This window comes from Kitasatospora sp. NPDC040550 (assembly GCF_055594965.1).
Genome location: NZ_JBVIWC010000019.1, coordinates 35730 through 59344, shown reverse-complemented (window position 1 = coordinate 59344; position 23615 = coordinate 35730). Strand labels below are relative to the sequence as shown.

The window sequence follows — 23615 nt, the reverse complement described above, 5'->3', positions numbered from 1 at the left end:
CCCCCCCCCCTCCTACTCATCGTCGTCGGCGCCCTTCGCCCTTCCCCCCCCCCCCCCCCCCCCCCCGGCCGGCGAGGGCCGTGGAGGGCTGCAGGGGCTGCGGGGGGAGCTGCGAGGGAAGCGGCGACCGGGCGGCAACCTTTCCGCCCTCGGCGGCCACTGACGGGTGCAACGTCGACTCGATCTACCGAATTGGATGGGCATGAGGGCAACGAAGCACGCCGTCCCCCGGGCACGGCGCGGGCGAATGCTGGTCATGGGCGTTCCGTTGGCACTGGTGACCGTCGGGCTGGTGGTGTGCCTGGCCTTCGCGCTCACCGGGAGCGGCGGGAGCGGCTCGGGGCAGCCCGTCGCGGCGGCCGTCGCAGCCACCGGGCAGGGCGTGCCGACCGCCTCCGGCGGCCCTGACGGTGTCACGCCCCCGGAGGCGCAGCCGTCCCCCACCGCCCCGACGCCGACGCCGTCGCCGTCGGCCGGAACGCCGTCGCCCTCCGCCTCCATCTCCGCCTCTTCCTCCCCGAAGCCGTCCGCCTCCGCGACCGCGTCCGCGTCGGCGACCGCCGCCGGCCGTGCGGCCGCCGGCCCGGCATCACTGGCCGGGCGGATCAGGCCCGGTACGGGCTACCAGGGCGTGGCGACCTCCTACGACGCGGCCGACGGCAACGGCGCCTGCTCGTTCGGGCCGTCCGCCGACCTCATGGTCGCGGCGATGAACCACACCGACTACGAGACGTCCGGCGCATGCGGGGCGTACGTGCAGGTCCGTTCCGCCGGCGGGGCGAGCATCACGGTGCGGATCGTCAACGAGTGCCCGCTGCCCTGCGCCCCCGGGCAGCTCGACCTCAGCCATGAGGCCTTCAGCAAGCTCGCCGACCTCTCCGTGGGCCGCCTCCCGATCACCTGGACGCTGCTGAGCCCGGCGGCGCCGGACAGCATGTCCGTCCGGTACAAGACCGGCTCGAGCCAGTGGTGGTGCGGGATCCAGGTGATCGGTCACCGGAACCCGGTGGCGGCGCTGGAGGTCCAGGCCGGCGGCGGCTGGCGGAGGTTGAGCCGCACCGACTACAACTACTTCCTCTCCCCCGACGGCAGCGGCTGCGGCGGATCGATCAGGGTCACCGACATCTTCGGCGAGCGGCTGACCGTCGACGGGATCGCGTTGCAGCCGGACGTCGTGCAGTCCGCCCACGCCCAGTTCGCACGGCATTGAGCGCGCCGCCGGCCCGGCAGCCGCAGGTCACGGCCCTGCGGAGCGACGACCGCGACGCGGCGGCCCCGGGGGCCCCTGGTAGGCTCACGCCTCTTGTTAACGTTCACATTGCAGGGAGAGGGCGACCGAGGGACATGCTCCCCGATGACGCGTCCGCGGAGTTCCACCACTTCTTCGAACGCCACTACGCCGAACTCGCCCGTCTCGCCCATCTGCTGACCGGCGAGACGGACGCGGCTGACGACCTGGCCTCGGACGCCCTGGTCGCCCTGTGGCAACGCTGGGACCGGCTCCGCGCGGCCGACCACCCGCTCGCCTACGCCCGGGGAGTGGTCGCCAACATGGCCCGGGAGCGGATCCGCAGCGCGGTCCGTGAGCGCCGCCGGGTCCTGCTGTTCTGGTCCCGCAGCCCGAAGAAGACCTCGGGCCCCGACGTCGCGGCGGTCCTGGACGTCCGCGCGGCACTGGCCCGGCTGCCGTTCCGCAAGCGGGCCTGCGTGGTCATGCGGCACGCCTTCGACCTCTCGGAGAAGGACACCGCGGCGGCGCTGGGCATATCGGTCGGTACGGTGAAGAGCCAGACCTCGAAGGCCATGGCCGAGTTGAAGCAGCTGCTCGGCGAACGAGCCGTCGGCGAACTGACGACAGGAAGGAGGAACCGGTGAACGAGGAACCGGTGAACGAGCACATCTCCCGGCAGCTGCACGAGGCGGCCGAGGCCCATCTGCCCGACCGCGCCAGGATGCTGGCCCGCGTCCAGCGCGGCACGGCCGGTCCCGCCGTCCGTCACCGCACCCGGTCGGGCCTGAGGTCCTGGCCCAGGGCCGCCCTCGCCGGGCTGGTCACCGCCGGCGTCCTGGCCACCGGCAGCCTCGCCATGGCGGAGCTCTCCCACTCCCCGCTGTCGTCGGAGCCCACGGTCGCCCCGGCCGCGCCCTCCTCCCCCACCGTCCCGCCGGCACCGGAGCCCTCGACTCCCCCTCCCGGCGGGCTCCCGGCCCCGGCCACCGCCGCCCCGGCCACCGCCGCCCCGACCAGCCCGCACCCGAGCCCCTCGGCGAGCGCCCGGGCCCAGAGCGGCCCGCTCTGGTCGGCGGGATCGATCAACCCGCACAGCACCATCTACTGGAACGAGAACGACCTGCTCCTCAGGACCGGCCAGCCGCTCACCTCGCTCACCGTCGAACTACGCATCGTGCAGACCGGCGGCGTCCGGGACACCGGCAACTGGCGGACGATGTCGCCCGACGACTTCACGGTCACCGTCCATGAGTCCGGAGGCGCGCTGCTCTACCGCTGGGTCCTCAAGCCCGGCCGTACCGTACCGGCGGGACAGCACGAGTTCGCCGGGCAGTACAACCACGCCACCGGTGTGCGCGCGACCGCCGGCGACAGCTACCGCGTCGAGGCCCAGTCGGCGGGAGGCGCCGCCTCCGTCTGGGGAGGCTTCGCCCCGCCGGGCTGACGGCCTGAACGGCGGCCACCTGCTGATCACCACCGCCCGCCACGGCCTCGACCACCCGGGTGGCCCGGACGGATCCGTGCTCCGCTCGACCGTGCGAGCCCGGACAGCGTCCGCGCTGGTTCCGGCTGGTGGACGCGACGTGGACTGGTGGCGATCACCGTGCGGCGCCGGGCGGCCGTCGCCCGGCGGATGTGAGGCAACCTCAGACGGCGGGTCGGCTCGATCGCCTCGTCGAACGCGGCGCCGGAGGTCGCGACGACGGCCGAGGCGGGTGCGGCCAGCCGGGGCCGGGCCGGTGCGGCGGCCGACGGAGTCGTGGCCGTGGGTCGTGTCCTCGTGTCGGAGCGGTTGGATAGGTTGCGGTCATGGAGGAGACGGCAGATGAGGACGAGCGGGCCACCTTCGAGCGGCTGGCCCGGCGGGTCCGTGACGAGCTCGCCGCAGCCGGGCTGCCGGTGGTCGCGAATGATCTGGCACCCGAGCTGGCTGTCGGCGCAGAGGTCCATATCGACTGGCTGAACCGCATCTTCCCCGACGCGGAGCCCGAGGTGGTTGTGACCTGGAGGGTCGGCCCCCAACTGCGGCGCAACCTGATGGAGGACGCCTGGCAGCGGCGAGGAGTCACCGCGGCGATCCGGCAGTCGGGTGCGGTCCAGGCCGCGATGGCCGGCGCGGTGATCGCGATCCTGTCGGCGGCCGGGTTCACCGCCCGAGACCACCAGAACGACCTGAGCCCGTTCGATGTTCAGGTTCTCGCAGGCCCGGAGCCCGGCCGCAGGCCCGCCTGGGCCTTCCCGGAGGAAGACCTGACCCCGCCCGCCGGGTCCGCGACCGTTTGACCGGCGGGTTCAGTGGCGAATCCGGACCAGGCAGAGGTGCCCGGCTGCAAGTTGTCCTCCAGCACCCAAGAGGTCCGGCAGGTCGTCGGCTGGCTCACCCGTCACCCCAGAGCGAAGCCACCCGAGCCGGCCACCGCGCTCAGCCCAGGAGCTTCGTCACCACCCGGTCGAGCGCCCGGAGGTCCTCCGGCGGGAGGGCGAGCAGGGCGTCCGGCGGGGTGGTGAGGATGCCGGTGGCGAGCGCGGCCTTCGCCTCGCCCTCCTCCGTGAGGTGGACGAGCTTGGAGCGCCGGTCGGCGGGGTTGGTGATGCGCTCGGCGAGGCCGCGCCGCACCAGGTCGTCGACGATCACGGTGGTGTACGGCGGGTCGGCGGTCAGCCGTTCGGCCAGTTCCCGCAGGGTGATCGGGCCGCCGGCGAGGCGGCGCAGCGCCCGGACCCGGCCGAAGCTCATCCCGAGGGCCTCGGCGACGGCCTTGCGCCGGTTGTAGCGCTCCAGGACGAGCGCGCTCATCCCCTGCCAGACCCGGCCCGCCGTCCCGGGGTCGACCTCGTCCGCCTCCGGATGTCCGCCGGTGTCACTGCGCCCCATCAGGCGTCCACCCTCTCCTTCGCCGTTCTGTTCTCCCCGCCGACCTCCTCGGCGGCGAGCCGCTCCGCCGTGCGCTCGGCCGTCGCCCGGGCCCAGCGGCCGGAAGTGAGCGTACCGGCGATCAGCACGACGGCTCCGCAGCCGGCGATGATCCACCACGCCGTCCGCGCCGTCCCGGTGAAGGCCGCGGGGTCGGCGTGCGCGGCGCCCGCCATCAGGGCGCCGATCACGGCCACGCCCAGCGACTGGCCGACCTGTCGGCTGGTGGAGGCGACGGCCGCCGCCACCCCGGCCTGGGAGCGGGGCATCCCGGACACGGCGGTGTTGGTGATGGGCGCGTTGACCAGGCCGAAGCCGATGCCGAACAGCAGGAAGGCGAGCACCAGCAGACCGGTCGACAGGTGCTCGGAGTAGCTGACCGCCTGGATCACGGCGCTCGCGCTCAGGGCCGCACCGGCCAGCAGCAGCGGCGTCCGCGGGCCTCGCGCGGCCACCATCCGGCCGGACAGCGGGCCGGTCACCAGCGCCATGACGGCCATCGGCAGCATGTACAGCCCGGCGTGCAGCGGCTCCAGCCCGCGGACGTCCTGGAGGTAGAGGGAGCTGACGAACAGGAAGCCGCCGAGACCGGCGAAGGCGGCGACCGCGATCACGGTGGCGCCCGCGAACGGCGCGGAGCGGAAGAACCGGAGGTCGATCAGGGGGTCCGTGCGCCGGGGCTCGTACCGGAGCAGGCCCAGCAGGGCGGCCAGCGCCGCCGCCGTGCAGCCCAGCACCACGGGCGAGGTCCAGCCGCGCTGCGGCGACTCGATGATCGCGTACGTGAGTCCGGCGAGCAGTACGACGACCAGGGTCTGGCCGACCGGGTCCACCCGGCGGGGCCGGGCGGCCCGCGACTCCGGGACGTACCGGCCCGTCAGGAAGAAGGCGGCGAGGGCGATCGGGACGTTGATCCAGAAGATCGCCCGCCAGCCGGCCGACTCCACCAGCGCCCCGCCGAGGATCGGCCCGGCGGCCATGCTGATGCCCACGACGCCGCCCCACACGCCTATCGCCCGGGCGCGCTGGCGGGAGTCGGTGAAGGTGTTGCTGATGATCGACATCGCGACGGGGTTGAGCATCGAGCCGCCGACTGCCTGGAGCATCCGCGCCACGATCAGCCAGCCGAGCCCGGGGGCCAGGCTGCACAGCAGGGAGGCCGCGCCGAACACCACCAGCCCGATCCGGAAGACCCGGCGCCGCCCGATCCGGTCGGCGGTCGATCCGGAGAGCATCAGCAGGCTGGCCAGGACCAGGGTGTAGGCGTCGACCGTCCATTGCAGCCCGGACACCGAGGTGTGCAGGTCGCTCCGGATGGCGGGCAGGGCCACGTTCAGGATGGTGACGTCGAGACTGACCATCAGCAGGCTCATGCAGCAGATGGCCAGCACGAGCCAGGGCCGTGGACGGGCGGCGTCGGGCATGGGGTCACTCCCAGAGTTAATTGTGTTGGTGTAATCATTGTGCTCACACAACTATCCCGGAGGCAACTCCGCCCGCGATCAGCGCCCGGAGCCCAACTCCCGGGCGAGCACGTCCGGATGCGGTCTCCTCCTACGCCCCGACTCCCGATATAACGGGGACGAAGGGGACCGAGGAGGTTGCAGCATGCAGGCGAGGAAGCAGCAGGAGCAGGCCGGGCACGCCCAGCACGACCCGGGCACGACCCGCCGGGCCGACCCCCGGACCGGACGGGCCGGACAGGCGGGACGGGCAGGGCGGACGGGACAGCACGGCGGCGCCGTGCCCCCGCAGTCCGTCGCCGACCTCCAGCGCACTGTCGGCAACGCCGCGACCACCCGCGCGCTCCAGCGCGCGGCGGACGGCCGGGGCGGCGGCCGGCCGGTGGTGCAGCGGATGCTGGACGAGAACACCGTGGAGACCACGTGCGCGGCCGGCAGCTTCGACGGACGCACCGTCACCCCGGGCCGGCGGGCGGGCGAACTCCGGAAGATCGTGTGGCAGGACCACCTGGACGCCATCTCGGAGATCTGCAAGCGGCACAAGTACACCATCGCCATCCGGGAGACGGGCGAGTTCTCGATCCGGCGGATCGCGGAGGGCGCCAAGGCCAAGCCGCACACCATCCTGGAGAAGTCGATCAAGCCCGCCTCCGTCGGCAAGAAGTACGGGACCGGCCCGGGACAGGTCCAGGGCGACCCGGCGACGATCCTGGCCTGGCTGGAAGCCAACGACCTGAGCGGCTTCGTCGGCCACTGGAACGACCAGGGCCTGGCCGGCGTGCGGATCGACAACCCGCCCCCGACACTCGCCGCCGGAATCGTGCACACCGGCGCCAACGGCGAGCCGTACGTCCCGCTCGACATGCAACAGGCGGGCGGCGGACCGGCGTTGACGGCCCTCAAGGCCGATCCGAACTGGAAGCAGTACCTCTACACCGGGGACTACGACCTGCACGAGGTGTACTCCGCCCAGGGCGGTACGGGCGGCGGCCAGATCCCGGAGGCGACCATGGAGAAGGTCAAGCTGCTGAACCGGCTCAACGCGGGGATCGCCAGGAACACCCAGCAGGAGCCGGTGGCCCGGCACGGCACGGTGGCCCTGGAGCACGGCCGGCTGCACACCCAGCCCGGCTCCGACTACGCCATGTTCCAGCACGGCGACCAGGCCACCTACCGGATGAACCAGTACCTGGAGTCGACGGTGGCCCGGTTCGCCCAGCAACTGGTGCGGGCCGTCGCCACCGAGGCCGACGAACCGCTCGCCTGGTGCCGGATGGGCACCTGGTACGTCACCCGCAACCGCGAGGAGCACAAGGCGCTGCGCAAGCGCTGGGGCTTGAAGGTCCCCCACACCTGGGAGGACGAGAACGTGGACCGCACCGCCGAGGGCGGCTACCGCACGGCCCACTACACGGCCTGACCCCACCGCCCCCGCAGCCCGTACCCCCTGACCGCAGACCGGCCGGGGCCCCGATCGGCCTCGCCTCGCTGCGACGCCGAGACCGAGGGCCCTGCGGGTCACAGAGCCCCACCTCGCCGCACCGAGCCCCGGCCGGGGGTGTGCACCACGCGCAGCCGGGACGACGGAACGGCCGCCCTGCGGGGGCGGCCGTCCTTCTGTGTCTGCCCGCCGTCCCGGCGGGCAGGGGGCGGCTGTGTGCGTCACCGCCAGGGTCGGTGCCGGATGTCGATGACGTGCATGCCGGCGGCCGTGGCGGCGGTGACGCCCTCGTCGCTGTCCTCGTGGGCGAGGCAGCGGGCGGGCTCGGTGCCCAGCAGGTGGGCGGCGCGCAGGTAGGCATCGGGGGCCGGTTTGGGCTCGGCCACGTTGTCGCGGCCGACGATGGTCCAGGGGAGGTCGTCGAGTCCGACGACGGTGAGACCGTGGTGGACGATGTCGCTGTAGTTGGCGGAGACGACGGCGAGGGCGGCGTGTTCGGCGGCGGCGCGTGCGGCGGTGGCGGCCGCGGTGATCGGTTTGATCCGGTCGGTGTTCTCGAACCAGTAGGCGCGGGCTGCCTGGACGAAGGTGTCCTCGGGCAGGGCGGCCGGCGGGATTCCGAGGCGTCGGCGCAGTTGTCCGGCGGTGAAGGCGGGTTCGGCGGTGATCCAGGCGAGGGTGACGGTGATGCCGTGGGCGGCGAGTGAGGCCTGTACCGCGCCGTGGTTGATGTCGGCGGTGTCGGCGAGGGTGCCGTCGAAGTCGAAGGCGTAGACGGCGTACGTGCCATACGGGCCGTCCGCGCAGTGGTCCTCGGGTGCGGTGGTCGCCACCGATGATGTGGTCCCTTCCTGCTGGGGTGGCCGGCTGGGCGGGTGGCGGGTCATGGGGTGAAGTCCACGGGGAGGCGGGCAGGGCCGTGGACGACCCGGCGCGTGTGGGTCGGGATCTCGTCCGGATCGGTGGCCAGTCGCAGGTCGGGGAAGCGGTGCAGCATGGTGGTGAGCAGGGTGCGCAGTTCGATGCGGGCGAGTTGGTCGCCGATGCAGTGGTGGGGGCCGTGGCCGAAGCTGAGGTGCTTGGCGGCGTCCGGGCGCTGCGGGACGAAGTCGTCGGGGTCGGTGAACCGGGCGGGGTCACGGTTGGCGGCGGGCAGGTGGAGGACGACTCGCTCGCCCGCCTGGATGGGTTGTCCGGCGAGGGTGAGGGGTTCGCGGGCGACCCGGAGCAGGCCGAACTGCAGGACGGTGGCGTAGCGCAGGGTTTCCTCGATGACGCCGTCGATGAGTTCGGGACGGTGGCGCACGGTGTCCCACAGGCGGGGCGGGCGCAGCAGGAGGAGGGCGGCGAGGCCGATGACGTTGGCGGTGGTCTCGTGTCCGGCGATGAGGATGAGTTGGGCGAGGGCGGCGATCTCGTCGTCGGTCAGCGTGGTGTCGGCAGCCTGGGCCTGGAGGAGGCCGGAGATCAGGTCGTCGGCGGGTTCGGCGCGTCTGGTGCGGATGAGGTGGAGCAGGTAGTCCTTCATCTCGGCTTTGCTGGCGAGGAGTTGGTCGCGGGTGCGGTTGAGGGAGAGCAGTTCGGCGGTGAGGCGCTGGTACCGGTCGCGGTCGGTGTAGGGGACGCCGAGGAGTTCGCTGATCACCAGGGAGGGGACGGGCAGGGCGACGGTGGTCATCAGGTCGGCCGGGCGGGGTGCGGCGGCCAGGGCGTCGAGGTGCTGGTCGACGATGGCCTGGATCCGCGGGGCGAGCAGGTTGATGCGGCGGGCGGTGAACTGGCCGTTCACCAGGCGGCGCAGCCGGGTGTGTTCGGGCGGGTCGCTGGTGAGCAGGTCGCTCGGGCGTAGTGCGGCCATTTCCTCGGTGGTGATGAGGCTGGCTCGGATGTGGGAGTTGAGGTGGGGGCGGCGCGAGCTGAGCCGGGGGTCGGCGAGGGCGGCGCGGACGTCGTCGTAGCGGGTGGCCAGCCAACCGGGCGGGCCGTCGGGGAAGGCCAGCGGTGCCACGGGCAAGTCGGCGCGCAGGTGCTGGAGTTCGGCGGGTGGGTCCAGCGGGCAGGTTCGGTCGACGGGCAGGGGCATCGGTGCCCGGTCGGTGCTCGTCGGCGCCGGGCGCCCGGTCACCGCGTCTCGTCGCCGTCGAAGCCGGTCAGGGCGAGCAGGACCCAGGTGTCGGTGAAGACGGGCGCGTCGAACAGCAGGGGGCGGGGTGCGACCTGGTCGGGCAGCGCGGTGAAAGCGCCGTCGCTATCCTGCCGGGACAGCAGGTGGGCCAGGCCCGCCCGCACGACGGCGTCGTCCTGGGGGCGGCGGCCCATCGCGGCGAGGGCCATCAGCGAGTAGCAGGTGCTGGTGGTGTCGCTGGCATCGCCGGGCCGGTAGCCCCAACCGCCGTCGGCGTTCTGCGCCTGGGCGAGGAACCGGTGGGACGCGGCGTCGGCGTCGGCGATGCGCGCCTTGAGGGTGGTGCGGGTCGGCTCGGGCATGGAGTGCAGCGCCCACATCGCCCGCCAGATCGTGTTCGCCTCGCTCAGGCTCCAACTGCGCTCGAACGTGCCGTCCTCGTGCTGGGCGTCCAGCAGCCAGCGGGCCGCGCCGTCCAGTAGGTCGCCATGGCCGGTGCCGTTCCACACCAGCGCGCTGACCGCACCGGCGGTCATGCCGACCTCGGACGGGTCGCCCTGCATGTAGGTCGGGAAGCCGCCGTCGCGCCCGGCGATGCCCCGGAAGTACTGACCGGCGCGCAGCAGGGCTTCGTGGTGGCGCACGGGGTCGACGGCGGCGAGGCACGCGGCGGCGTAGGAGCTGGCGTCGACGTCGCTGTGCCGCATGTCCTCGCCGAACGCCCAGCCGCCGTCCGGCATCTGCCGGCCGATCAGGTAGTCGCACATGCGGTGCAGCGTCTCGCGGTCCGCGCCCGCCCGGGCCAGTGCCAGCCCTGCGGGGCCGGTGCTGAACACGTCCAGGTTCGACATGCTCGGCACGCCCCCGTCCGGGTTGCGGCACGCCAGCACTGCCGCCGTACCGGTCTCGACCAACGGGTGGCCGGGGGCGAACTCCTGGACGGCCAGCAGCGCCAGCAGGTGGGCCGCGGTGTAGTTCTCCCACACCGGCGCCCGGCTGGAGCCCAGCAGCTCCAGCAACCGCTCGCGCTCCCCGTCGTCGATCCGGGCGCCCGCACCGAGGCCGTGCGCGACCAGGACCCGCACGCTCAGCATGATCATCTCGATCCAGGTGACCGTGTTGTCCCCGCCGTCGCCGCCCCGGTCCGCCGCGCGGGGCGGGCGCAGCATCGACGCGTCGAACGGAACCGCACCTGCCACGGCCAGGTACACGTCGAACAGCAGCCGCTTGCGCGCCAGCGAGAAGTGGTCGAACCCGGCCAGCAGCTCGCCACCGACCACATCGGTACCGACCGTCCGGCCGTGCAGGACCGCCTGCGCCAGCGCCGTGTCGAACCCGCCCACCTGCGCCTGCGGGGCGGCCAGGTAGTCCGCGAGTTCCCGCTCCTGGCCCGGACGGCCGCCGCGCCGGCGCAGCAGCACGAGCAGCAGCGCCGACTCCAGCGTCCGGCTGGTGCACGGCCTTCGCACCGCGCCGTCCGGGCCGACGGCCGCGCTCAGGCTCGCCCGCACCCGCTTTCGGGCGGCCACGAACCCGTCGGCCATCGGCTCCAGCTCGCGGGCCGCGCCCGGGACGGTCATCTCGATCTCGCTTGTCGTCACCGTCAGCTCCTCGCTCTCCTCGGTCCACGCGGCCCGGCCCGTGCCGGACCTCGCCGCTCTCTCACAACCGCACACCGGCGGCTGTCAGGACCACGCCATTGAGAGCGAGCGAAACCCACACCGCCACCGGCAGCCTCTGGATCTTCGGAACTGGTCCGAAGAAGACCGACATTCGCACCTGATTGCGCGACCGCGACCATCCACTGCCCAAAGTCGCACCACGGCGCCGGGCCGGGCTCTCGATCGGCAACCCCCGCTCCTCGGTCGTACGCACGGCGGTCGTCACCGTCATCGGCCTCACGCTGTCACCCCCGTCTCACGAGCGAGCAGCAGTACTTCCTCGGCCCACAGTCGGCCGAGCCGCTCGGCGCCGGGAAGGGCCCGGTCCGCGACGAAGGCGATCCGGGCGGTGTCCCGATAGGTGCAGAGGCACACGGACAGGGGGTGGCGGTCGGGCAGGTGCATGTGCGGGATCAGCGCGGCGGCCTCGCTGTCCCCCAGGACCAGCTGGTGGGGAAAGGGTACGTGGGAGGCGATCAGCGGCGCGTACCACGGGCTGCTGAGAAGCTTCATCATCCCGAGCATGGCGCTGGGGCCCAGCCGGTCGAACAGCGCACGGCTCGTGCGGCGTCCGCGGACCGTGAGCACTTCACTGTCGTGGTCCGCGATCTGCTGAAGACGTCGTAGCGGTGACGCCTCGTGCCAGGGCAGGGGGATGCGCGCCAGGCCGAACTGGTTGCGCGCCGCACCGGGTTCGCCGAGCGCGCGGGTGCTGACCGGGACCATGGCGTGCAACGCTCGACGCGGCGGAGCCGGGGCGGGGCCGACGGGTGCCCAGCCTCGCAAGGTGGCAGCCAGGGCAGCCAGGTACACATCGTTGACGCCGCCGCCGACAGCCGATCCGACGTCTGCCATGAGCCGGCGCGGGACGTGGCCGGTCGACAGGACCTGCTGTCCGCCGCGTGGATGGCGCGCCGCCCACCACGGTGACGTGGGAAGCAGATCGGCTCCCACGGCGGCAGCCAGTCTCAGCATGTCGCGCGGCGGTACCCGCCCGACCCCCCGCACGGGCCCGCTCGCCGAGGGAGCGGTCACCAGTGGTCGGGGGCTGAACAGGGCAGCGATGGTGCGAATCGCGGCAAGGCCGTCCTGTGCGGCGTGGTGGACCCGGTAGCACAGCAGGTACTCGTCCTCGGCATAGCCGTCGACGAGCCAGAGATCCCACGGCGGGGCGCCGGCCGGCAGCGGCAGCGTACGCAGGAGGTCGACCGCCCCACTCGCTGCGCGCGGGCCCGGGACGACTCTCAACTGCCGTACGTGGCGGGTGAGATCGAAGCCGGGATCGGCCTCCCAGGTCGCACCTGGCCCGCTCCCGGCGATGCGTTGACCCAGGACGGGAAGCTGCTCCAGGCGGCCGCTCACATGCTCACGCAGAAAGGCCAGCCCGGGCGAGGCGCCGGACATGTGCGCGGCACCACCGATCTGCAAGTACGCGGTCGGCCGGTCGAGTTCGTAGGCGAGGAAGCACCGATCGATCGTCGCGAGCGGGTGGCTTCGAGCAGCAGCAGTCATTGGCACCTCGATCGGTCGTGGGGCCCACGGGCATGTCGGTGGTCGCCGTGATGTGGTTCGTCATGCTCGCATTCGTCGATGCGCGCAGGAGCGGGACGCCGTCGGCAAGGACGGGCTGTCACCCGCGCGGGGCAATCACGGGCCCGCGCCACGACGCGGGCGGTCGTGGTGATCCGCCGACCGCATTCCGTCGACTCCGTGGAACCGCGACCCACCGCAGGGGCCCGACCGGCGCACCCGATCGGGTGATGACGGCAGGGCATCCGGGCCGAACCGAGTGCGCCGCACTGCCGAGGCGCGGCGATCCCGTACAGGTGGGTTCTCGAGGCCGAACCAGGAGAAGTGTGATGCTCGCCGGATTCAGCGATCTCATCGTCCGCCGCCGCCGCGCCGTGCTGGCGGCGGCCCTGATGCTGATGTGCCTGCTGGGATGGTTCGATCTGGGGGTGTTCGGACACCTCACCAACGGCGGGGACACGCCGCTGGGGGCCGAATCCGCGGCGGCGACAGCGGCGATCAGGGAGAACTTCGGCCACGGCGGCGCCGATGCCGTCGCGATCTACCACAGCGACCGGTGGACGGCCGACGATCCGGCCTTCCGGGAGGAGGTCCAGACCTCGATCAGCTCCCTGCCGCCGGGAGTGGTCACCGGTTCCCAGGACTACTGGAACACCGGGAGCCGGTCCTTCCTCTCCGAGGACCGGCACTCCGCGGCCGTCGTCCTGGGCCTGGGCGGCCGTGACGACACCGCGAAGCTGGCCTCGTACCGTACGGTGCGCAGCGCTGTGCATCCCGACGGCATCGATGTCGCCTACTGCGGGCAGACGCCGTTCTACGCCGACACCACCGACCTCGCCCGCAGCGACCTGGCCCGAGCGGAACTCTTCTGTGCGCCGGTCCTCTTCGTCCTGCTGTGGCTCATCTTCGGCACCCTGACGGCCGCTGTGCTCCCGATGGCCGTCGCAGCCGCCAGCATGGTGGCCGCCACCGCGGCCCTGAGGCTGCTCACGCTGGTCATGCAGGTGTCCGTCTTCACCCTCAACCTGGTGACGATGGTGGCGACGGCGCTGGCCGTGGACTACGCCCTGTTCATCGTCGCGCGCTTTCGTGAGGAGCTCGACCGCGGCAGCGAGCCGGCTCGGGCGCTGGCGGCGACGATGGCATCGGCCGGGCACACGGTGCTCTTCTCCGGCCTGACCATCGCCGCGGCCATGCTCGCGCTGGTGGCCTTGCCCTTCGACTACACCCGTTCCGTCGGAGTTGCCGGAGCGGTGACCGTCCTTCTGGCGGTACTGACCTCGCTGACGCTGCTTCCCGCAGCGCTCGCCGTGCTGGGCCGGCGGGTCGACACGCTGCGGCTGCCCGTGCCCCGATGGCTGCGCGACCCCGTGGCGGCCGTACAGTCCACAGCGGAGCAGGGCGCCTGGGCGCGACTCGGCCGCTCGGTGATCCGGCGGCCCGCCCGCTACCTGGCGGTCACCCTGGTCGCGCTGGCGGCACTGACCCTGCCGATGACCCACGCGCGTTTCGGTGCCACCGACCACCGCACGCTTCCGCTGAGCGCACCCGTCCGTCAGGCCACCGAGACTCTCTCCCGCGACTTCCCCGCGCTGGGGCTGGACCAGATCCAGGTCGTCACCCAGTTCTCCCACTCCCTGGGCTCCCCGGCGGGAAGAGCGGCCCTCAAGACCTGGAAGCAGCAGCTCACCGCACTACCGGGAGCCGGCTCCGTGCACGTCACAGCAGCATCGGGCCGGCTGGCGGTGGTGATCGTCTCCGGGCCGAGAACCCCGGAGAGCGGCCCGGCAGCCGCCCTCGTCGAGTCCATCCGGGCGCTGCCCGCCCCCGACGGAGGAGCGTTCGATGTCGGCGGCCCGGCAGCCGTCACCGTCGACCTGCTGCAGACCATCCGGGCCCGGCTGCCACTGATCGGACTCTGTGTCGCCCTGACCAGCTTCGCGCTGCTGTTCCTGGCGTTCCGCTCGGTCGTGGTGCCGCTCAAGGCGCTGCTGACCACCGGACTCTCCTTGGGCGTCGCGTTCGGCGTCGTGACCTGGATCTTCCAGGACGGCCACCTCTCCCGCTGGCTGGCCTTCCAGCCCAACGGATACATCGGCGCCCTGGAGCCCGTCGTCATGCTGACGCTGCTGTTCGGCCTCTCCGTCGACTACGAGCTCTTCCTGCTCTCACGGATCCGCGAGCACTACCGCCGCACAGGAGACAACGAGGCAGCCATCGTCGCCGGGCTGCGCCGGAGCGGAGGGATCATCAGCTCCGCTGCGGTGCTGATGCTCACCGTCGTCGCAGCCTTCGCCACCAGTGGCGTCCTGATGGTCAAGGAGATCGCGATCGGTGTCTTCGTCGCGGTGGCCGTGGACGCGACCCTCGTACGGGCCCTGCTGGTCCCGGCGGCCCTCCGCCTGTTGGGCGATGCCAACTGGTGGGCGCCCGCCTGGCTGTCCGGCAGGTCGGCCGGTGTCCTGCCCGCGGCTGACGCGGGCACGACCACCCCGGCACTGACCGGGCGGGGGTAGGCGTCCGAGCGGCCGGTCCGGCCCCGGTGGCCCGGCACGGCTCCGTGCGACCGTGCCGGGCCACCGGCCGTTTCAGAGCAGCAGCCCGGCGAAGGTGATCTGGCCGGACCCGGACGCGCCGGCCAGCCCGCTCTTGCTGCACGCCTCGACCGTGGCGGCGTTGGCGGTGTCCCGGTCGGGCACGCCGAAGGCGGTGACGCTCTGGCCGGCCAGGAGTGAGCCCCCGGTCAGCGGGACCGTCCCGTTGAACTCTCCGGTGAACTGGTCCTCGTCCGCGTCGCTCTGGCCCGTCTGTGTACCGCTGGGATTGACCACGGTGGTGCCGAGGACGGTGCCGGTCTGGTCGACTCCGCTGTACCAGGTGATGGTGGCGCTGCCGGTGCCCGACACAGGCCCGTTGCACGAAGCGGTCCCGTCGGCGGTCACGGTGAACGAGCCGGACTTGATGTCCTTGATCTTGGCGTTGTTCTTGGCGGCCGCGCTCAGTCGGCAGTCCGTGAGCTTGCCGTCGGTCACCGTGCCGTGGATCGACGTCGGCGCGCTCGTCACCGACGGTTTGAAGGTGCCGGTGGCGGTGCCTTCGCATTCCACGGTCCAGTTCGCCGGGTCCGCCGGATGCGCGGGCAGTAGCCGGTGGGCGGACGCGCCGGTGCGGGCGGACGACGGCGTGGCGCCCTGTGCGTAGACGACGCCGGCCGTTGCGGCGGCGGCCACCAGCGCGCCGACCGCGGTCAGCCCCAGCACGCGCAGCCGCCTGGCACCTCCAGGTCGCGGAACGGAAGCAGGCGGGGGGCCGTCCTGGGCATCGCGCGCAGGGGGCGGCGGGGTGTAGTAAGGCATGGTGTAGCACTCCTTCGCGTACGCAAAAGGCCTCTCGCACTTTTGCCGTTACTACACAATGTGCGCGAATGGCTACCAACCGTCGCGATGGCGCGACCGTTCGTGTGCTGTTGATCGTGAGGCCCACGGGCAGCACCCTGTCCGAGTCGGCGAGGGTTCGCCCCGATCACGCCGAGCCGCAAGAGCTGTGGATCGGCCCGGTCTGCGGGTGGGTCGCCGGCGGGGCGGCTCCGAGCTCGGATCGGTGCTGCGCACGGCGGGCGGCGGCCTGCTGGTCGCCGTCACCCTCACGTGGGGCGCCCACCTGGCGAAGACCCTCCGTACCCGGGCAACCAGGTGAGGCCCCCTCGCTTACCGATCCTGCTCATCAATCGGTCGATTGATGAGCGACGCCGACTCGGTCGCGCACCGCGTCGTCGGAGCACGGACCACACTCTCGAATCGGACCGCGGTCGTACCGCTTGCCCGTTGTTCGCTTCCGGTCCGGCTCTCGGACCGGACACCATGCTGCTCGGCTCACGTGTGCCCGGCCGATCGGTGCTCGTCGACCTCGGCCGACGCTGGAGGGCCTGCGCCGAGCGTGCGTCAGGCCTTCGGCCAGGTGCGCAGCAGGGCGTCGAGGGCGTCCAGGATGCGCGACCAGGTCTCCTCGGTGGTGCGCGGGGTGTGCTGGAAGCTCCCGGCCCGCTCCAGGGCCACGTAGCCGTGGAAGGTGCTGCCGAGCAGGCGGACGGCGTCGGTCTCGTCCGGCTCCGCAAGGTGGTAGCCGCGCAGGATCGCGCGGGTCATCTGCGAGTGCCGGACGGCGGCGCTGCCGAGCGCCGTCTCGTGGTCGAGTTCGAGCTGCGCGGCGGCCCAGCGGCCGGGGTGTTCGCGGGCGTAGTCGCGGTAGGCGTTGGCGAAGGCGGCCAGGGCGTCCTTGCCGGCGCGCCCGGCCAGGGCCGCGGCGACCCGGTCGGCGAGTTCTTCCAGGGCGAGCAGGGCGATCCTGGTCTTGAGATCCTGGGAGTTCTTGACGTGCGAGTACAGGCTCGCGTCCTTGACGCCGAAGCGTCGCGCGAGCGCCGAGACCGTGACCTTGTCGAAGCCGACTTCGTCGGCCAGTTCCGCCCCTGCCCGGGTGAGTCGTTCCGCGTTCAGTCCTGCGCGTGCCATCTGCTGTCCTTCCATCGCCTGGGTCCATTATACGTTTGCCTAATCCTCCTAGGTAATTTACGTTGGACCCTATGAAGCCGCTGACCGAACCAGAGATCCGCTCCGCCTTCGTGAACTGCAGCAAAGGCGAGGCGAAGCGTCTGCACGTACCCCGCAACCTGACCGAACTGGCCTGGGACGACCTGGACTTCCTCGGCTGGCGCGATCCGCAGGCACCCGACCGCGCCTACCTCGCGGCCGAGCTGGACGGCCGGGCGGTGGCGGTCGCGCTGCGCTCCTCCGGCGCCGCCTCCTGGCAGGCCCGGCGCAGCATCTGCTCGCTCTGCGTGACCACCCACACCGGGGGCGTCTCGCTGCTGGTCGCACCACTGGCCGGGAAGGCCGGCAAACAGGGCAACTCCGTCGGCGCGTACATGTGCACCGACCTCGCCTGCTCGCTCTACGTGCGCGGCAAGCGGGACATCGGGACCCGACTCCACGAGTCGCTCACCGTGGAGGAGAAGATCCGGCGCACCGTGGCCAACCTCGCCGCGTTCGTCGCCAAGGTCACCGCATGACCGGGGGCGGGGCGCCGTCCGGGGGCGGAGGGTGCAGGTCCTAGCCTGAGCACGCACCTGCCGTTCCCCGATTCGCACCAGCCGGAGGTCGAGACCACCGTGAACCCTTTCCTGCGCAGAGCGATAGCCGCCCCGTTCCTCGCGCTCGCCGTCGCGGGCTGCTCGGCGGGCGGCTCCGGGGCTGCGGCCGGCGCGTCCGCGCCCGCCGCGAGCCCCTCCACGGCCCCGGCTGCCCCGGCCGGTGTGCCGACGCAGGCCCCGGCGGCCACGCCCACCCCGACGACGGGGACGACGGCGGGGACGACGGCGGCCGCGGACGGGCCGGCCCGGGTGCTGGAGGCCTGGCTGGCGGACGTCTACCGGGGGGACATCGACCAGGCGTGGGCGCTCACCCAGCTGCCCCCGACCGCAGCCGGCTCCTCCCCGCAGCAGGACCCGAAGGCGGCGTTCGCGCGGGTGGTGAACTCCCTGCACGAGAACTTCGTCCAGGCTGTTCACACCCCGGACTTCCGGGTCACCCGCGAGGCGCCGAGCACCGGCGGCCGGAGCGTGGTCACCGACGCGGACGTGACCGTGGACGGGCACACCCTGCGGCAGGCGATCCTGAGCACCGCGCGGGGCTCGGGCCAGGTGCAACTCGCCCTCACGTTCACCCTCGGCCAGGTCAAGGGCGAATGGCGGCTGGTGAACCTCGGCATGGACGTCGACGCGTCCGTCTCGGCCACCGGCACGGTCGCGGCCGGCGGCTGATCGTCGGCAACCGGCCCCGCCTCCAGGGTCGAAGCGAAGGCCGCCGGTCCGGAGCGCCGGACCGCGCTGCCGTCGGGCGCCGGGCCGCTCGCCGATCACTCTGGAACGCGGCAGGGGGCAGAACCGGTGGACCCCGGCATCGGCGGGGCTCCCCGACGTCGGAGGGCGGGTGCGCGGCCGGGCTCCAGCGCGAACCCGCCCCCTGCCCGCAGGGCGCTCCGGGAAGCCTCCTACGATCACATCGGATCCCCCGGCGGACGCCCATGCCTCCCGGCTGCGTGCCCGCCGCCCAACGCCCTGCACCACAGGACGACTCCGCCGACGGCGATGGAGTCGTGCACCGAGGAGGAACGTCCATGCGAGCCCGGAAGATCGGCGCGGCCGCCGCGACAGCGGTGGCGCTCCTGGCTGCCCGTGACCTCATCCAGAAGAAGCACGCGCTGCTCCGGAACTTCCCGGTGCTCGGGCACGCCCGGTACCTGCTGGAGACGATCGGCCCCGAGCTGCGGCAGTACATCGTGACCTCCAACGAGGAGGAGCGTCCGTTCAGCCGCGACCAGCGCACCTGGATCTACGCCTCGGCGAAGGAGCAGAACAACTACTTCGGCTTCGGCACCGAGGTCGACGTCGAGCACGTCCAGGGCCACGCCTACGTCAAGCAGCGCACCTTCGCCGGCCCCCTGCCGGACACCCACGACCCGCAGTCCCCGCTGCCCTCGGCCAAGGTGCTCGGCGGGCCGCGCGGCCGCGCCAAGGCGTTCCGCCCGGCGAGCGTGGTGAACATCTCGGCGATGAGCTTCGGCTCACTCTCCGGCGCCGCCATCAGCGCCCTCAACAAGGGCGCGGCGGAGGCCGGCACCATGCACAACACCGGCGAGGGCGGCCTCTCCCCGTACCACCGCCAGGGCGGCGACCTCGTCCTCCAGCTCGGCACCGCCTACTTCGGCTGCCGCAACGAGGACGGCACCTTCAACCTCGCCAAGCTCAAGGACGTCGTGGCCGGCGCCCCGGTCAAGGCGATAGAGATCAAGCTCTCCCAGGGCGCCAAGCCCGGGCTGGGCGGCATGCTGCCGGGCGCCAAGGTCACCCCGGAGATCGCCGCGATCCGCGGCATCCCGGTCGGCCAGGACTGCGCCTCGCCGTCCCGGCACTCCGCGTTCGGCGACGTCGACTCGATGCTGGACTTCGTCGAGCTGGTCGCCGCCGAGACCGGCCTGCCGGTCGGCGTCAAGAGCGCGGTCGGCGACCTGGGCTTCTGGCAGGAGCTCGCCGCGTTCATGGAGCGCGACGACCGCGGGGTGGACTTCGTGACCGTCGACGGCGGCGAGGGCGGCACCGGCGCCGCGCCCCGGATGTTCGCCGACTCCGTCTCCCTCCCGTTCCGGATGGGCTTCTCCCGGGTCTACGGCACCTTCGCCGAACGGGGCCTGACCGACGACCTCACCTTCATCGGCTCCGGCAAGCTCGGCCTGCCGGAGAACGCCGCGGTGGCCTTCGCCCTCGGCGCCGACATGATCAACGTGGCCCGCGAGGCCATGCTGTCGATCGGCTGCATCCAGGCCCAGAAGTGCCACACCGACAAGTGCCCCACCGGCATCGCCACCCAGAACCCCTGGCTGGCCCGCGGCCTGGACCCGGCCTCCAAGTCCACCCGCGCCGCCGTCTACCTGCGCACCCTGCGCAAGGAACTGCTCAAGGTCTCCTCCGCCGTCGGCGTCGCCCACCCGGGCCTGATCACCGCGAACGACATCGAGATCATGAACGGCGACTACGAGGCCCGCACCCTCGGCGGCGTCTACGGCTACAAGGACGGCTGGGGCGAGCTCGGCCCCGAGCTGGCCGCGGAGATCACCGCCCTGGTCACCACGAAGCCGACCGTCTGACCGGCGGGTCTCCCCGTGCACCGCGGCCTCCCGCCCCCACCGGGGCGGGAGGCCGCCGTCGTGCCCGGGGCCCGGATCAGGCGGGCCCGGCGGCCCGCAGCCGCTCGGCGGCGCCCTCCGGGCTGACGTCGGTGACGAAGGCGTCCAGCCCGGACTCCACTCCGGCCAGGTACTTGAGCCGGCCGGGCGCCCGCCGGACGGTGAACAGCTCCAGGTGGAGGGCGAGTTCGGCGCCGCCCTGGTCGGGGGCCTGGTGCCAGGCCGCGATGTACGGGGTGCGGTTGCGGGCCGCGCCGGGCCCGGCCGGGAACAGGGCGTCGAAGCGGCGCAGCAGGTCCAGGTAGAGGCCGGGGAACTCGGCACGCTCGGCCTCGTCCAGCGCGGTCAGGTCGGGGACCCTGCGGTGGGGGTAGAGGTGGACCTCGTAGGGCCAGCGGGCGGCGAACGGGACGAAGGCCGTCCAGTGCTCGCCCCGGAGCACCAGCCGCTCGGGGGAGCTCCGTTCGACGGCGAGCAGGTCCTCGAAGAGGTTGCGGCCGGTGCGGGCCCGGTGCGCCTCGGCGCGGGCGATCATCCGGGCGGTGCGGGAGGGCACGAACGGGAAGGCGTAGATCTGCCCGTGCGGGTGGGCGAGGGTGACCCCGATCTCCTCGCCGCGGTTCTCGAAGCAGTACACCTGCCGGACGCCGGGCAGGGCGGACAGCTCCGCCGTCCGGTCGGTCCAGGCGTCCAGGACGAGGCGGGCCCGGGGTTCGTCGAGGTCGGCGAAGGAGGCGTCGTGGTCGGAGGTGAAGCAGACCACCTCGCACCGGCCGACACCGGGCCGGAGGGTGTGCAGGGGTTCGTCCCGGGGCGTGACGTGGTCGGCGGAACCGGTGGCGAGCGAGGGGAAGCGGTTCTCGAACACCGCGACCTCGTAGTCCGGCGCCGGGATCTCGCTGAGCCGGCCGTCGCGCGAGGGGCACAGCGGGCACTCGCCGGCCGGCGGGTGGTAGGTGCGCTGCTGACGGTGGGCGGCCACCGTCACCCACTCGCCGAGCACCGGGTCGAGCCGGGTCTCGGAGAGGCTCGCGGCCGGTTCGAGCGGCCGCTCGTCCGGGGCCTCGCGGAGCGCGCCCGGCCCCTGGTCGAAGTAGACCAGTTCGCGGCCGTCGGCCAGCTTGGTGGCGGTTCTGTGCACCGCTGTACTCCTTACGCGTGGGGCGTCGGCCCGGCACTTTCGAGCTTCAACAGATTCAAACAGAGACGATCGCTTGTCAACAAGCATCGACGCTGGTGGCGGCTGCTTCCGGCCGCCGGCGCGACCCGAATGAACACGGGCATCGCAGATATTGACCGTGAGGGCGGTCATGTTTGATTATGTCGGAATTCGCTCCCGCGTGCCGGTACAGACCGACCGCGGGACCCACCGCGCACGCCAGGCATGGAGCTGCAGATGATCGACGAGGCCACCGAGTTCGAGGCCGTCCACGGCGTCCGCCCGAGCGGCGTCTGGGCCGCACCCGGCCGGGTGAACCTGATCGGTGAGCACACCGACTACAACCACGGCTTCGTCCTGCCCATCGCCCTCCCCCAGACCACCCGGGTGACCGCCCGCCGCCGCGAGGACGGCCGGCTGCGGCTGTTCAGCGCCCAGGGCGGCGGCACCATCACCGAACTCGCCCTGGACGGCCTGGAGCCCGGCGTGGTCACCAGCTGGGCCGGCTACCCGGCCGGCGTGTTCTGGGCGCTCGCCGAGGCCGGGCACGCCGTCGGCGGGGCCGACCTGTTCGTCGACAGCGACGTGCCGAGCGGCGCCGGCCTCTCCTCCTCCGCCGCCCTGGAGTGCGCGACGGCCGCCGCCCTGAACGACCTGTACGGCCTCGGCCTGAGCGCCCCGGAGCTCGCGGTGCTCGCCCAGCGGGCCGAGAACGCCTTCGTCGGCGTGCCCTGCGGCGTGATGGACCAGATGGCCTCCTCCTGCTGCACGGACGGCACCGCGCTGTTCCTGGACGCCCGGACGCTGGAGCAGCGGCACGTCCCGTTCGACCTGGCGGCGGCCGGCCTGCGACTGCTGGTGATCGACACCCGGGTCAAGCACGACCTCGGCGACGGCGCCTACGCGGCCCTGCGGGCCGGCTGCGAGCGCGCCGCCGAGCTGCTCGGCCTGCCCGCGCTGCGCGACCTCGCGGCCGCCGACCTCGGCCCGGCCCTGGACCGGCTGCCCGGTGAACTCCGGCCGCTGGTACGGCACGTGGTGACGGAGAACGGGCGCGTGCTGGCGGCCGTCGACCACCTGGTCCGCGGCGACCTCGCGGCGCTCGGGCCGGTCCTGACCGCCGGGCACGCCTCGCTGCGCGACGACTTCCGGGTCTCCTGCGCCGAGACGGACCTCGCGGTCGAGGCCGCCGTCGCCGCCGGGGCGCTGGGCGCCCGGATGACCGGTGGCGGGTTCGGCGGGTCCGTCATCGCCCTGGTCGGGGCCGAGCAGGTGGCCGAGGTCTCGGCCGCCGTGACGGCGGCCTTCCGCACCGCGGGCTTCGCCGCCCCGGTCACCTTCACCGCCGTTCCCTCGGCGGGCGCCCGCAAGGTCGGCTGAGCTTCCGCTGGGCTGAGCTCCGGGTGGGCTGAGCTTCCGGTGGGCCGGCCTCCAGGTCGGCCCACCGGAGGGAACCGGGATCAGCCGGTGGTCGGGACGACCAGGAGCTCACCGACCGCCTCGGCGAGCACCCCGCGGGCCGCCGCGGGCAGGGCGTCGTCGGTGATGAAGCAGTCGACCTCCGCCAGGGTCGCGAAGCTGCTCAGGCCGACGACGCCCCATTTGGTGTGGTCGGCCACCACGACGGTGCGGCGCGCGGAGGCGATCAGGGCCCGGTTGGTCTGCGCCTCGGCCAGGTTGGGCGTGGTGAGGCCGGCCTGCTCGCTCACCCCGTGCACGCCCAGGATCAGCAGGTCCACGTGGAGCGAGCGGACGGTCTGGTCGGCCAGCGCCCCCACCAGGGCCGCCGAGCGGGTCGGCGACCCGCCGGTCAGCAGCAGGGTCGGGACGTTCTCCCGGCCCTCGCTCCCCGCCGCCCACAGCAGGTCGGCGATCCGCAGCGAGTTGGTCACCACGGTCAGCTCCGGGACCTCCAGCAGCCGGGAGGCGACCGCGTAGGTCGTCGTGCCGGCCGACAGGGCCACCACGCTGCCCGGCTCCACCAACCGCACCGCGGCGTCCGCGAGCGCGGCCTTGGTGCCCTCCTCCAGGGCCGACTTGGCGTCGAAACCGGGCTCGAAGGTGCTGGCCGTCCCGGTCGCCACCGCGCCGCCGTGGACCTTCTCCACGGTGCCCTGGCGCACCAGCGCGTCGAGGTCGCGGCGGATGGTCATGTCGGACACGCCGAACTGCTCGACCAGCTCGGCGACCCGGATCGCGCCGGTCCGGCGGATCGCCTCCAGGATCAGCGCCTGGCGCTGGGCGGCGAGCAACGTCTGGTCAGCCACGGAGGACCTTTCGATCGAACGAGCGCGTACGGCCGGGGCGTCCCCGTCGGCGAGCGGCGGCGCGGCCGGAGCCTGCGTGATCCA

The 23615-nt window shown here is 72.9% G+C and carries 22 protein-coding genes; 11 read left to right on the top strand and 11 right to left on the bottom strand.

The window, feature by feature from the left end:
• Nucleotides 1–256 precede the first annotated feature (256 nt).
• The 4 genes from ACZ58X_RS26010 to ACZ58X_RS25995 all read left to right on the top strand — a co-directional run bounded on the left by ACZ58X_RS26010 (nt 257) and on the right by ACZ58X_RS25995 (nt 3514).
• Nucleotides 257–1210, top strand: coding sequence for an expansin EXLX1 family cellulose-binding protein (locus ACZ58X_RS26010; RefSeq protein WP_470336005.1), 954 nt, complete (start codon nt 257–259; stop codon nt 1208–1210).
• 134 nt (nt 1211–1344) lie between these two features.
• Nucleotides 1345–1875 (top strand): SigE family RNA polymerase sigma factor, encoded by a 531-nt coding sequence (locus ACZ58X_RS26005; protein WP_470336004.1) that lies wholly within the window; start codon nt 1345–1347, stop codon nt 1873–1875.
• The gene (locus tag ACZ58X_RS26000) at nt 1872–2675 is read left to right on the top strand and encodes a hypothetical protein (RefSeq protein ID WP_470336003.1); all 804 of its coding nucleotides are present in this window, start codon (nt 1872–1874) and stop codon (nt 2673–2675) included. Before ACZ58X_RS26005 ends, ACZ58X_RS26000 begins: the two co-directional genes overlap by 4 nt.
• 365 nt (nt 2676–3040) lie before the next feature.
• A complete protein-coding gene (locus tag ACZ58X_RS25995; protein ID WP_470336002.1) occupies nt 3041–3514 on the top strand; it encodes a hypothetical protein in 474 nt (157 codons plus the stop codon).
• Between the two features lie 139 nt (nt 3515–3653).
• Here ACZ58X_RS25995 and ACZ58X_RS25990 read toward each other — a convergent pair whose 3' ends face one another.
• Nucleotides 3654–4106 carry a MarR family winged helix-turn-helix transcriptional regulator gene (locus ACZ58X_RS25990; RefSeq protein ID WP_470336001.1) on the bottom strand — a complete coding sequence of 151 codons (453 nt, stop codon included), beginning with the start codon at nt 4104–4106 and terminating at the stop codon, nt 3654–3656.
• On the bottom strand, nt 4106–5569 hold the full coding sequence (locus ACZ58X_RS25985) for an MFS transporter (protein ID WP_470336000.1): 1464 nt from the start codon (nt 5567–5569) through the stop codon (nt 4106–4108). Before ACZ58X_RS25985 ends, ACZ58X_RS25990 begins: the two co-directional genes overlap by 1 nt.
• A 184-nt stretch (nt 5570–5753) precedes the next feature.
• Here ACZ58X_RS25985 and ACZ58X_RS25980 point away from each other — a divergent pair, with 184 nt between their 5' ends.
• Complete coding sequence (locus ACZ58X_RS25980) at nt 5754–7028, top strand: hypothetical protein (RefSeq protein ID WP_470335999.1); 1275 nt, start codon at nt 5754–5756, stop codon at nt 7026–7028.
• 242 nt (nt 7029–7270) lie between these two features.
• Here ACZ58X_RS25980 and ACZ58X_RS25975 read toward each other — a convergent pair whose 3' ends face one another.
• The 5 genes from ACZ58X_RS25975 to ACZ58X_RS25955 all read right to left on the bottom strand — a co-directional run bounded on the left by ACZ58X_RS25975 (nt 7271) and on the right by ACZ58X_RS25955 (nt 12347).
• Nucleotides 7271–7882: an HAD family hydrolase gene (locus ACZ58X_RS25975; RefSeq protein ID WP_470335998.1), complete on the bottom strand. Its 612-nt coding sequence runs from the start codon at nt 7880–7882 to the stop codon at nt 7271–7273.
• Nucleotides 7883–7932: 50 nt separating this feature from the next.
• Nucleotides 7933–9132: a cytochrome P450 gene (locus ACZ58X_RS25970; RefSeq protein WP_470335997.1), complete on the bottom strand. Its 1200-nt coding sequence runs from the start codon at nt 9130–9132 to the stop codon at nt 7933–7935.
• Between the two features lie 38 nt (nt 9133–9170).
• Nucleotides 9171–10775, bottom strand: coding sequence for a prenyltransferase/squalene oxidase repeat-containing protein (locus tag ACZ58X_RS25965; protein ID WP_470335996.1), 1605 nt, complete (start codon nt 10773–10775; stop codon nt 9171–9173).
• Nucleotides 10776–10836: 61 nt separating this feature from the next.
• On the bottom strand, nt 10837–11067 hold the full coding sequence (locus tag ACZ58X_RS25960) for a hypothetical protein (protein ID WP_470335995.1): 231 nt from the start codon (nt 11065–11067) through the stop codon (nt 10837–10839).
• A 5-nt stretch (nt 11068–11072) separates the two neighbouring features.
• Complete coding sequence (locus tag ACZ58X_RS25955; protein WP_470335994.1) at nt 11073–12347, bottom strand: wax ester/triacylglycerol synthase domain-containing protein; 1275 nt, start codon at nt 12345–12347, stop codon at nt 11073–11075.
• A gap of 347 nt (nt 12348–12694) precedes the next feature.
• Between ACZ58X_RS25955 and ACZ58X_RS25950 the strand changes: the two genes are divergently transcribed.
• Entirely contained in the window at nt 12695–14881 is a 2187-nt protein-coding gene (locus tag ACZ58X_RS25950; protein WP_470335993.1) for an MMPL family transporter, read from the top strand.
• 72 nt (nt 14882–14953) lie between these two features.
• Here ACZ58X_RS25950 and ACZ58X_RS25945 read toward each other — a convergent pair whose 3' ends face one another.
• Nucleotides 14954–15625, bottom strand: a complete 672-nt coding sequence (locus ACZ58X_RS25945; protein WP_470335992.1) for a hypothetical protein — start codon at nt 15623–15625, stop codon at nt 14954–14956.
• A 304-nt stretch (nt 15626–15929) separates the two neighbouring features.
• On the opposite strand from ACZ58X_RS25945, the gene ACZ58X_RS25940 reads away from it, so the two are divergent.
• Entirely contained in the window at nt 15930–16061 is a 132-nt protein-coding gene (locus ACZ58X_RS25940) for a hypothetical protein (RefSeq protein WP_470335991.1), read from the top strand.
• A 245-nt stretch (nt 16062–16306) separates the two neighbouring features.
• On the opposite strand, the gene ACZ58X_RS25935 is transcribed toward ACZ58X_RS25940, so the two are convergent.
• Entirely contained in the window at nt 16307–16876 is a 570-nt protein-coding gene (locus ACZ58X_RS25935; RefSeq protein ID WP_470335990.1) for a TetR/AcrR family transcriptional regulator, read from the bottom strand.
• A 71-nt stretch (nt 16877–16947) separates the two neighbouring features.
• Here ACZ58X_RS25935 and ACZ58X_RS25930 point away from each other — a divergent pair, with 71 nt between their 5' ends.
• The 3 genes from ACZ58X_RS25930 (at nt 16948) to ACZ58X_RS25920 (ending at nt 20066) form a co-directional block, all read left to right on the top strand.
• A complete protein-coding gene (locus tag ACZ58X_RS25930) occupies nt 16948–17433 on the top strand; it encodes an FBP domain-containing protein (protein WP_470335989.1) in 486 nt (161 codons plus the stop codon).
• A gap of 99 nt (nt 17434–17532) precedes the next feature.
• Complete coding sequence (locus tag ACZ58X_RS25925; RefSeq protein WP_470335988.1) at nt 17533–18183, top strand: hypothetical protein; 651 nt, start codon at nt 17533–17535, stop codon at nt 18181–18183.
• Nucleotides 18184–18539: 356 nt separating this feature from the next.
• Nucleotides 18540–20066 carry an FMN-binding glutamate synthase family protein gene (locus ACZ58X_RS25920; protein ID WP_470335987.1) on the top strand — a complete coding sequence of 509 codons (1527 nt, stop codon included), beginning with the start codon at nt 18540–18542 and terminating at the stop codon, nt 20064–20066.
• Between the two features lie 76 nt (nt 20067–20142).
• Here the strand turns inward: ACZ58X_RS25920 and galT are convergent, their stop codons facing one another.
• Nucleotides 20143–21246, bottom strand: coding sequence for a galactose-1-phosphate uridylyltransferase (galT, locus tag ACZ58X_RS25915; RefSeq protein WP_470335986.1), 1104 nt, complete (start codon nt 21244–21246; stop codon nt 20143–20145).
• Between the two features lie 255 nt (nt 21247–21501).
• Between galT and galK the strand changes: the two genes are divergently transcribed.
• Nucleotides 21502–22644 carry a galactokinase gene (galK, locus tag ACZ58X_RS25910; RefSeq protein WP_470335985.1) on the top strand — a complete coding sequence of 381 codons (1143 nt, stop codon included), beginning with the start codon at nt 21502–21504 and terminating at the stop codon, nt 22642–22644.
• 80 nt (nt 22645–22724) lie between these two features.
• Here the strand turns inward: galK and ACZ58X_RS25905 are convergent, their stop codons facing one another.
• On the bottom strand, nt 22725–23531 hold the full coding sequence (locus ACZ58X_RS25905) for a DeoR/GlpR family DNA-binding transcription regulator (protein WP_470335984.1): 807 nt from the start codon (nt 23529–23531) through the stop codon (nt 22725–22727).
• Nucleotides 23532–23615 lie beyond the last annotated feature (84 nt).

What these genes read in the sequence shown, in the direction of transcription:
- ACZ58X_RS25935 (WP_470335990.1), bottom strand. Translation starts at nt 16,876, where the DNA reads ATGGCACGCGCAGGACTGAACGCGGAACGACTCACCCGGGCAGGGGCG.
- ACZ58X_RS25995 (WP_470336002.1), top strand. Translation starts at nt 3,041, where the DNA reads ATGGAGGAGACGGCAGATGAGGACGAGCGGGCCACCTTCGAGCGGCTG.
- ACZ58X_RS26010 (WP_470336005.1), top strand. Translation starts at nt 257, where the DNA reads ATGGGCGTTCCGTTGGCACTGGTGACCGTCGGGCTGGTGGTGTGCCTG.
- galK (WP_470335985.1), top strand. Translation starts at nt 21,502, where the DNA reads ATGATCGACGAGGCCACCGAGTTCGAGGCCGTCCACGGCGTCCGCCCG.
- ACZ58X_RS25920 (WP_470335987.1), top strand. Translation starts at nt 18,540, where the DNA reads ATGCGAGCCCGGAAGATCGGCGCGGCCGCCGCGACAGCGGTGGCGCTC.
- ACZ58X_RS25990 (WP_470336001.1), bottom strand. Translation starts at nt 4,106, where the DNA reads ATGGGGCGCAGTGACACCGGCGGACATCCGGAGGCGGACGAGGTCGAC.
- ACZ58X_RS26005 (WP_470336004.1), top strand. Translation starts at nt 1,345, where the DNA reads ATGCTCCCCGATGACGCGTCCGCGGAGTTCCACCACTTCTTCGAACGC.
- ACZ58X_RS25960 (WP_470335995.1), bottom strand. Translation starts at nt 11,067, where the DNA reads ATGACGGTGACGACCGCCGTGCGTACGACCGAGGAGCGGGGGTTGCCG.
- ACZ58X_RS25930 (WP_470335989.1), top strand. Translation starts at nt 16,948, where the DNA reads ATGAAGCCGCTGACCGAACCAGAGATCCGCTCCGCCTTCGTGAACTGC.
- ACZ58X_RS25955 (WP_470335994.1), bottom strand. Translation starts at nt 12,347, where the DNA reads ATGACTGCTGCTGCTCGAAGCCACCCGCTCGCGACGATCGATCGGTGC.
- ACZ58X_RS25950 (WP_470335993.1), top strand. Translation starts at nt 12,695, where the DNA reads ATGCTCGCCGGATTCAGCGATCTCATCGTCCGCCGCCGCCGCGCCGTG.
- ACZ58X_RS25970 (WP_470335997.1), bottom strand. Translation starts at nt 9,132, where the DNA reads ATGCCCCTGCCCGTCGACCGAACCTGCCCGCTGGACCCACCCGCCGAA.
- ACZ58X_RS25985 (WP_470336000.1), bottom strand. Translation starts at nt 5,569, where the DNA reads ATGCCCGACGCCGCCCGTCCACGGCCCTGGCTCGTGCTGGCCATCTGC.
- ACZ58X_RS25980 (WP_470335999.1), top strand. Translation starts at nt 5,754, where the DNA reads ATGCAGGCGAGGAAGCAGCAGGAGCAGGCCGGGCACGCCCAGCACGAC.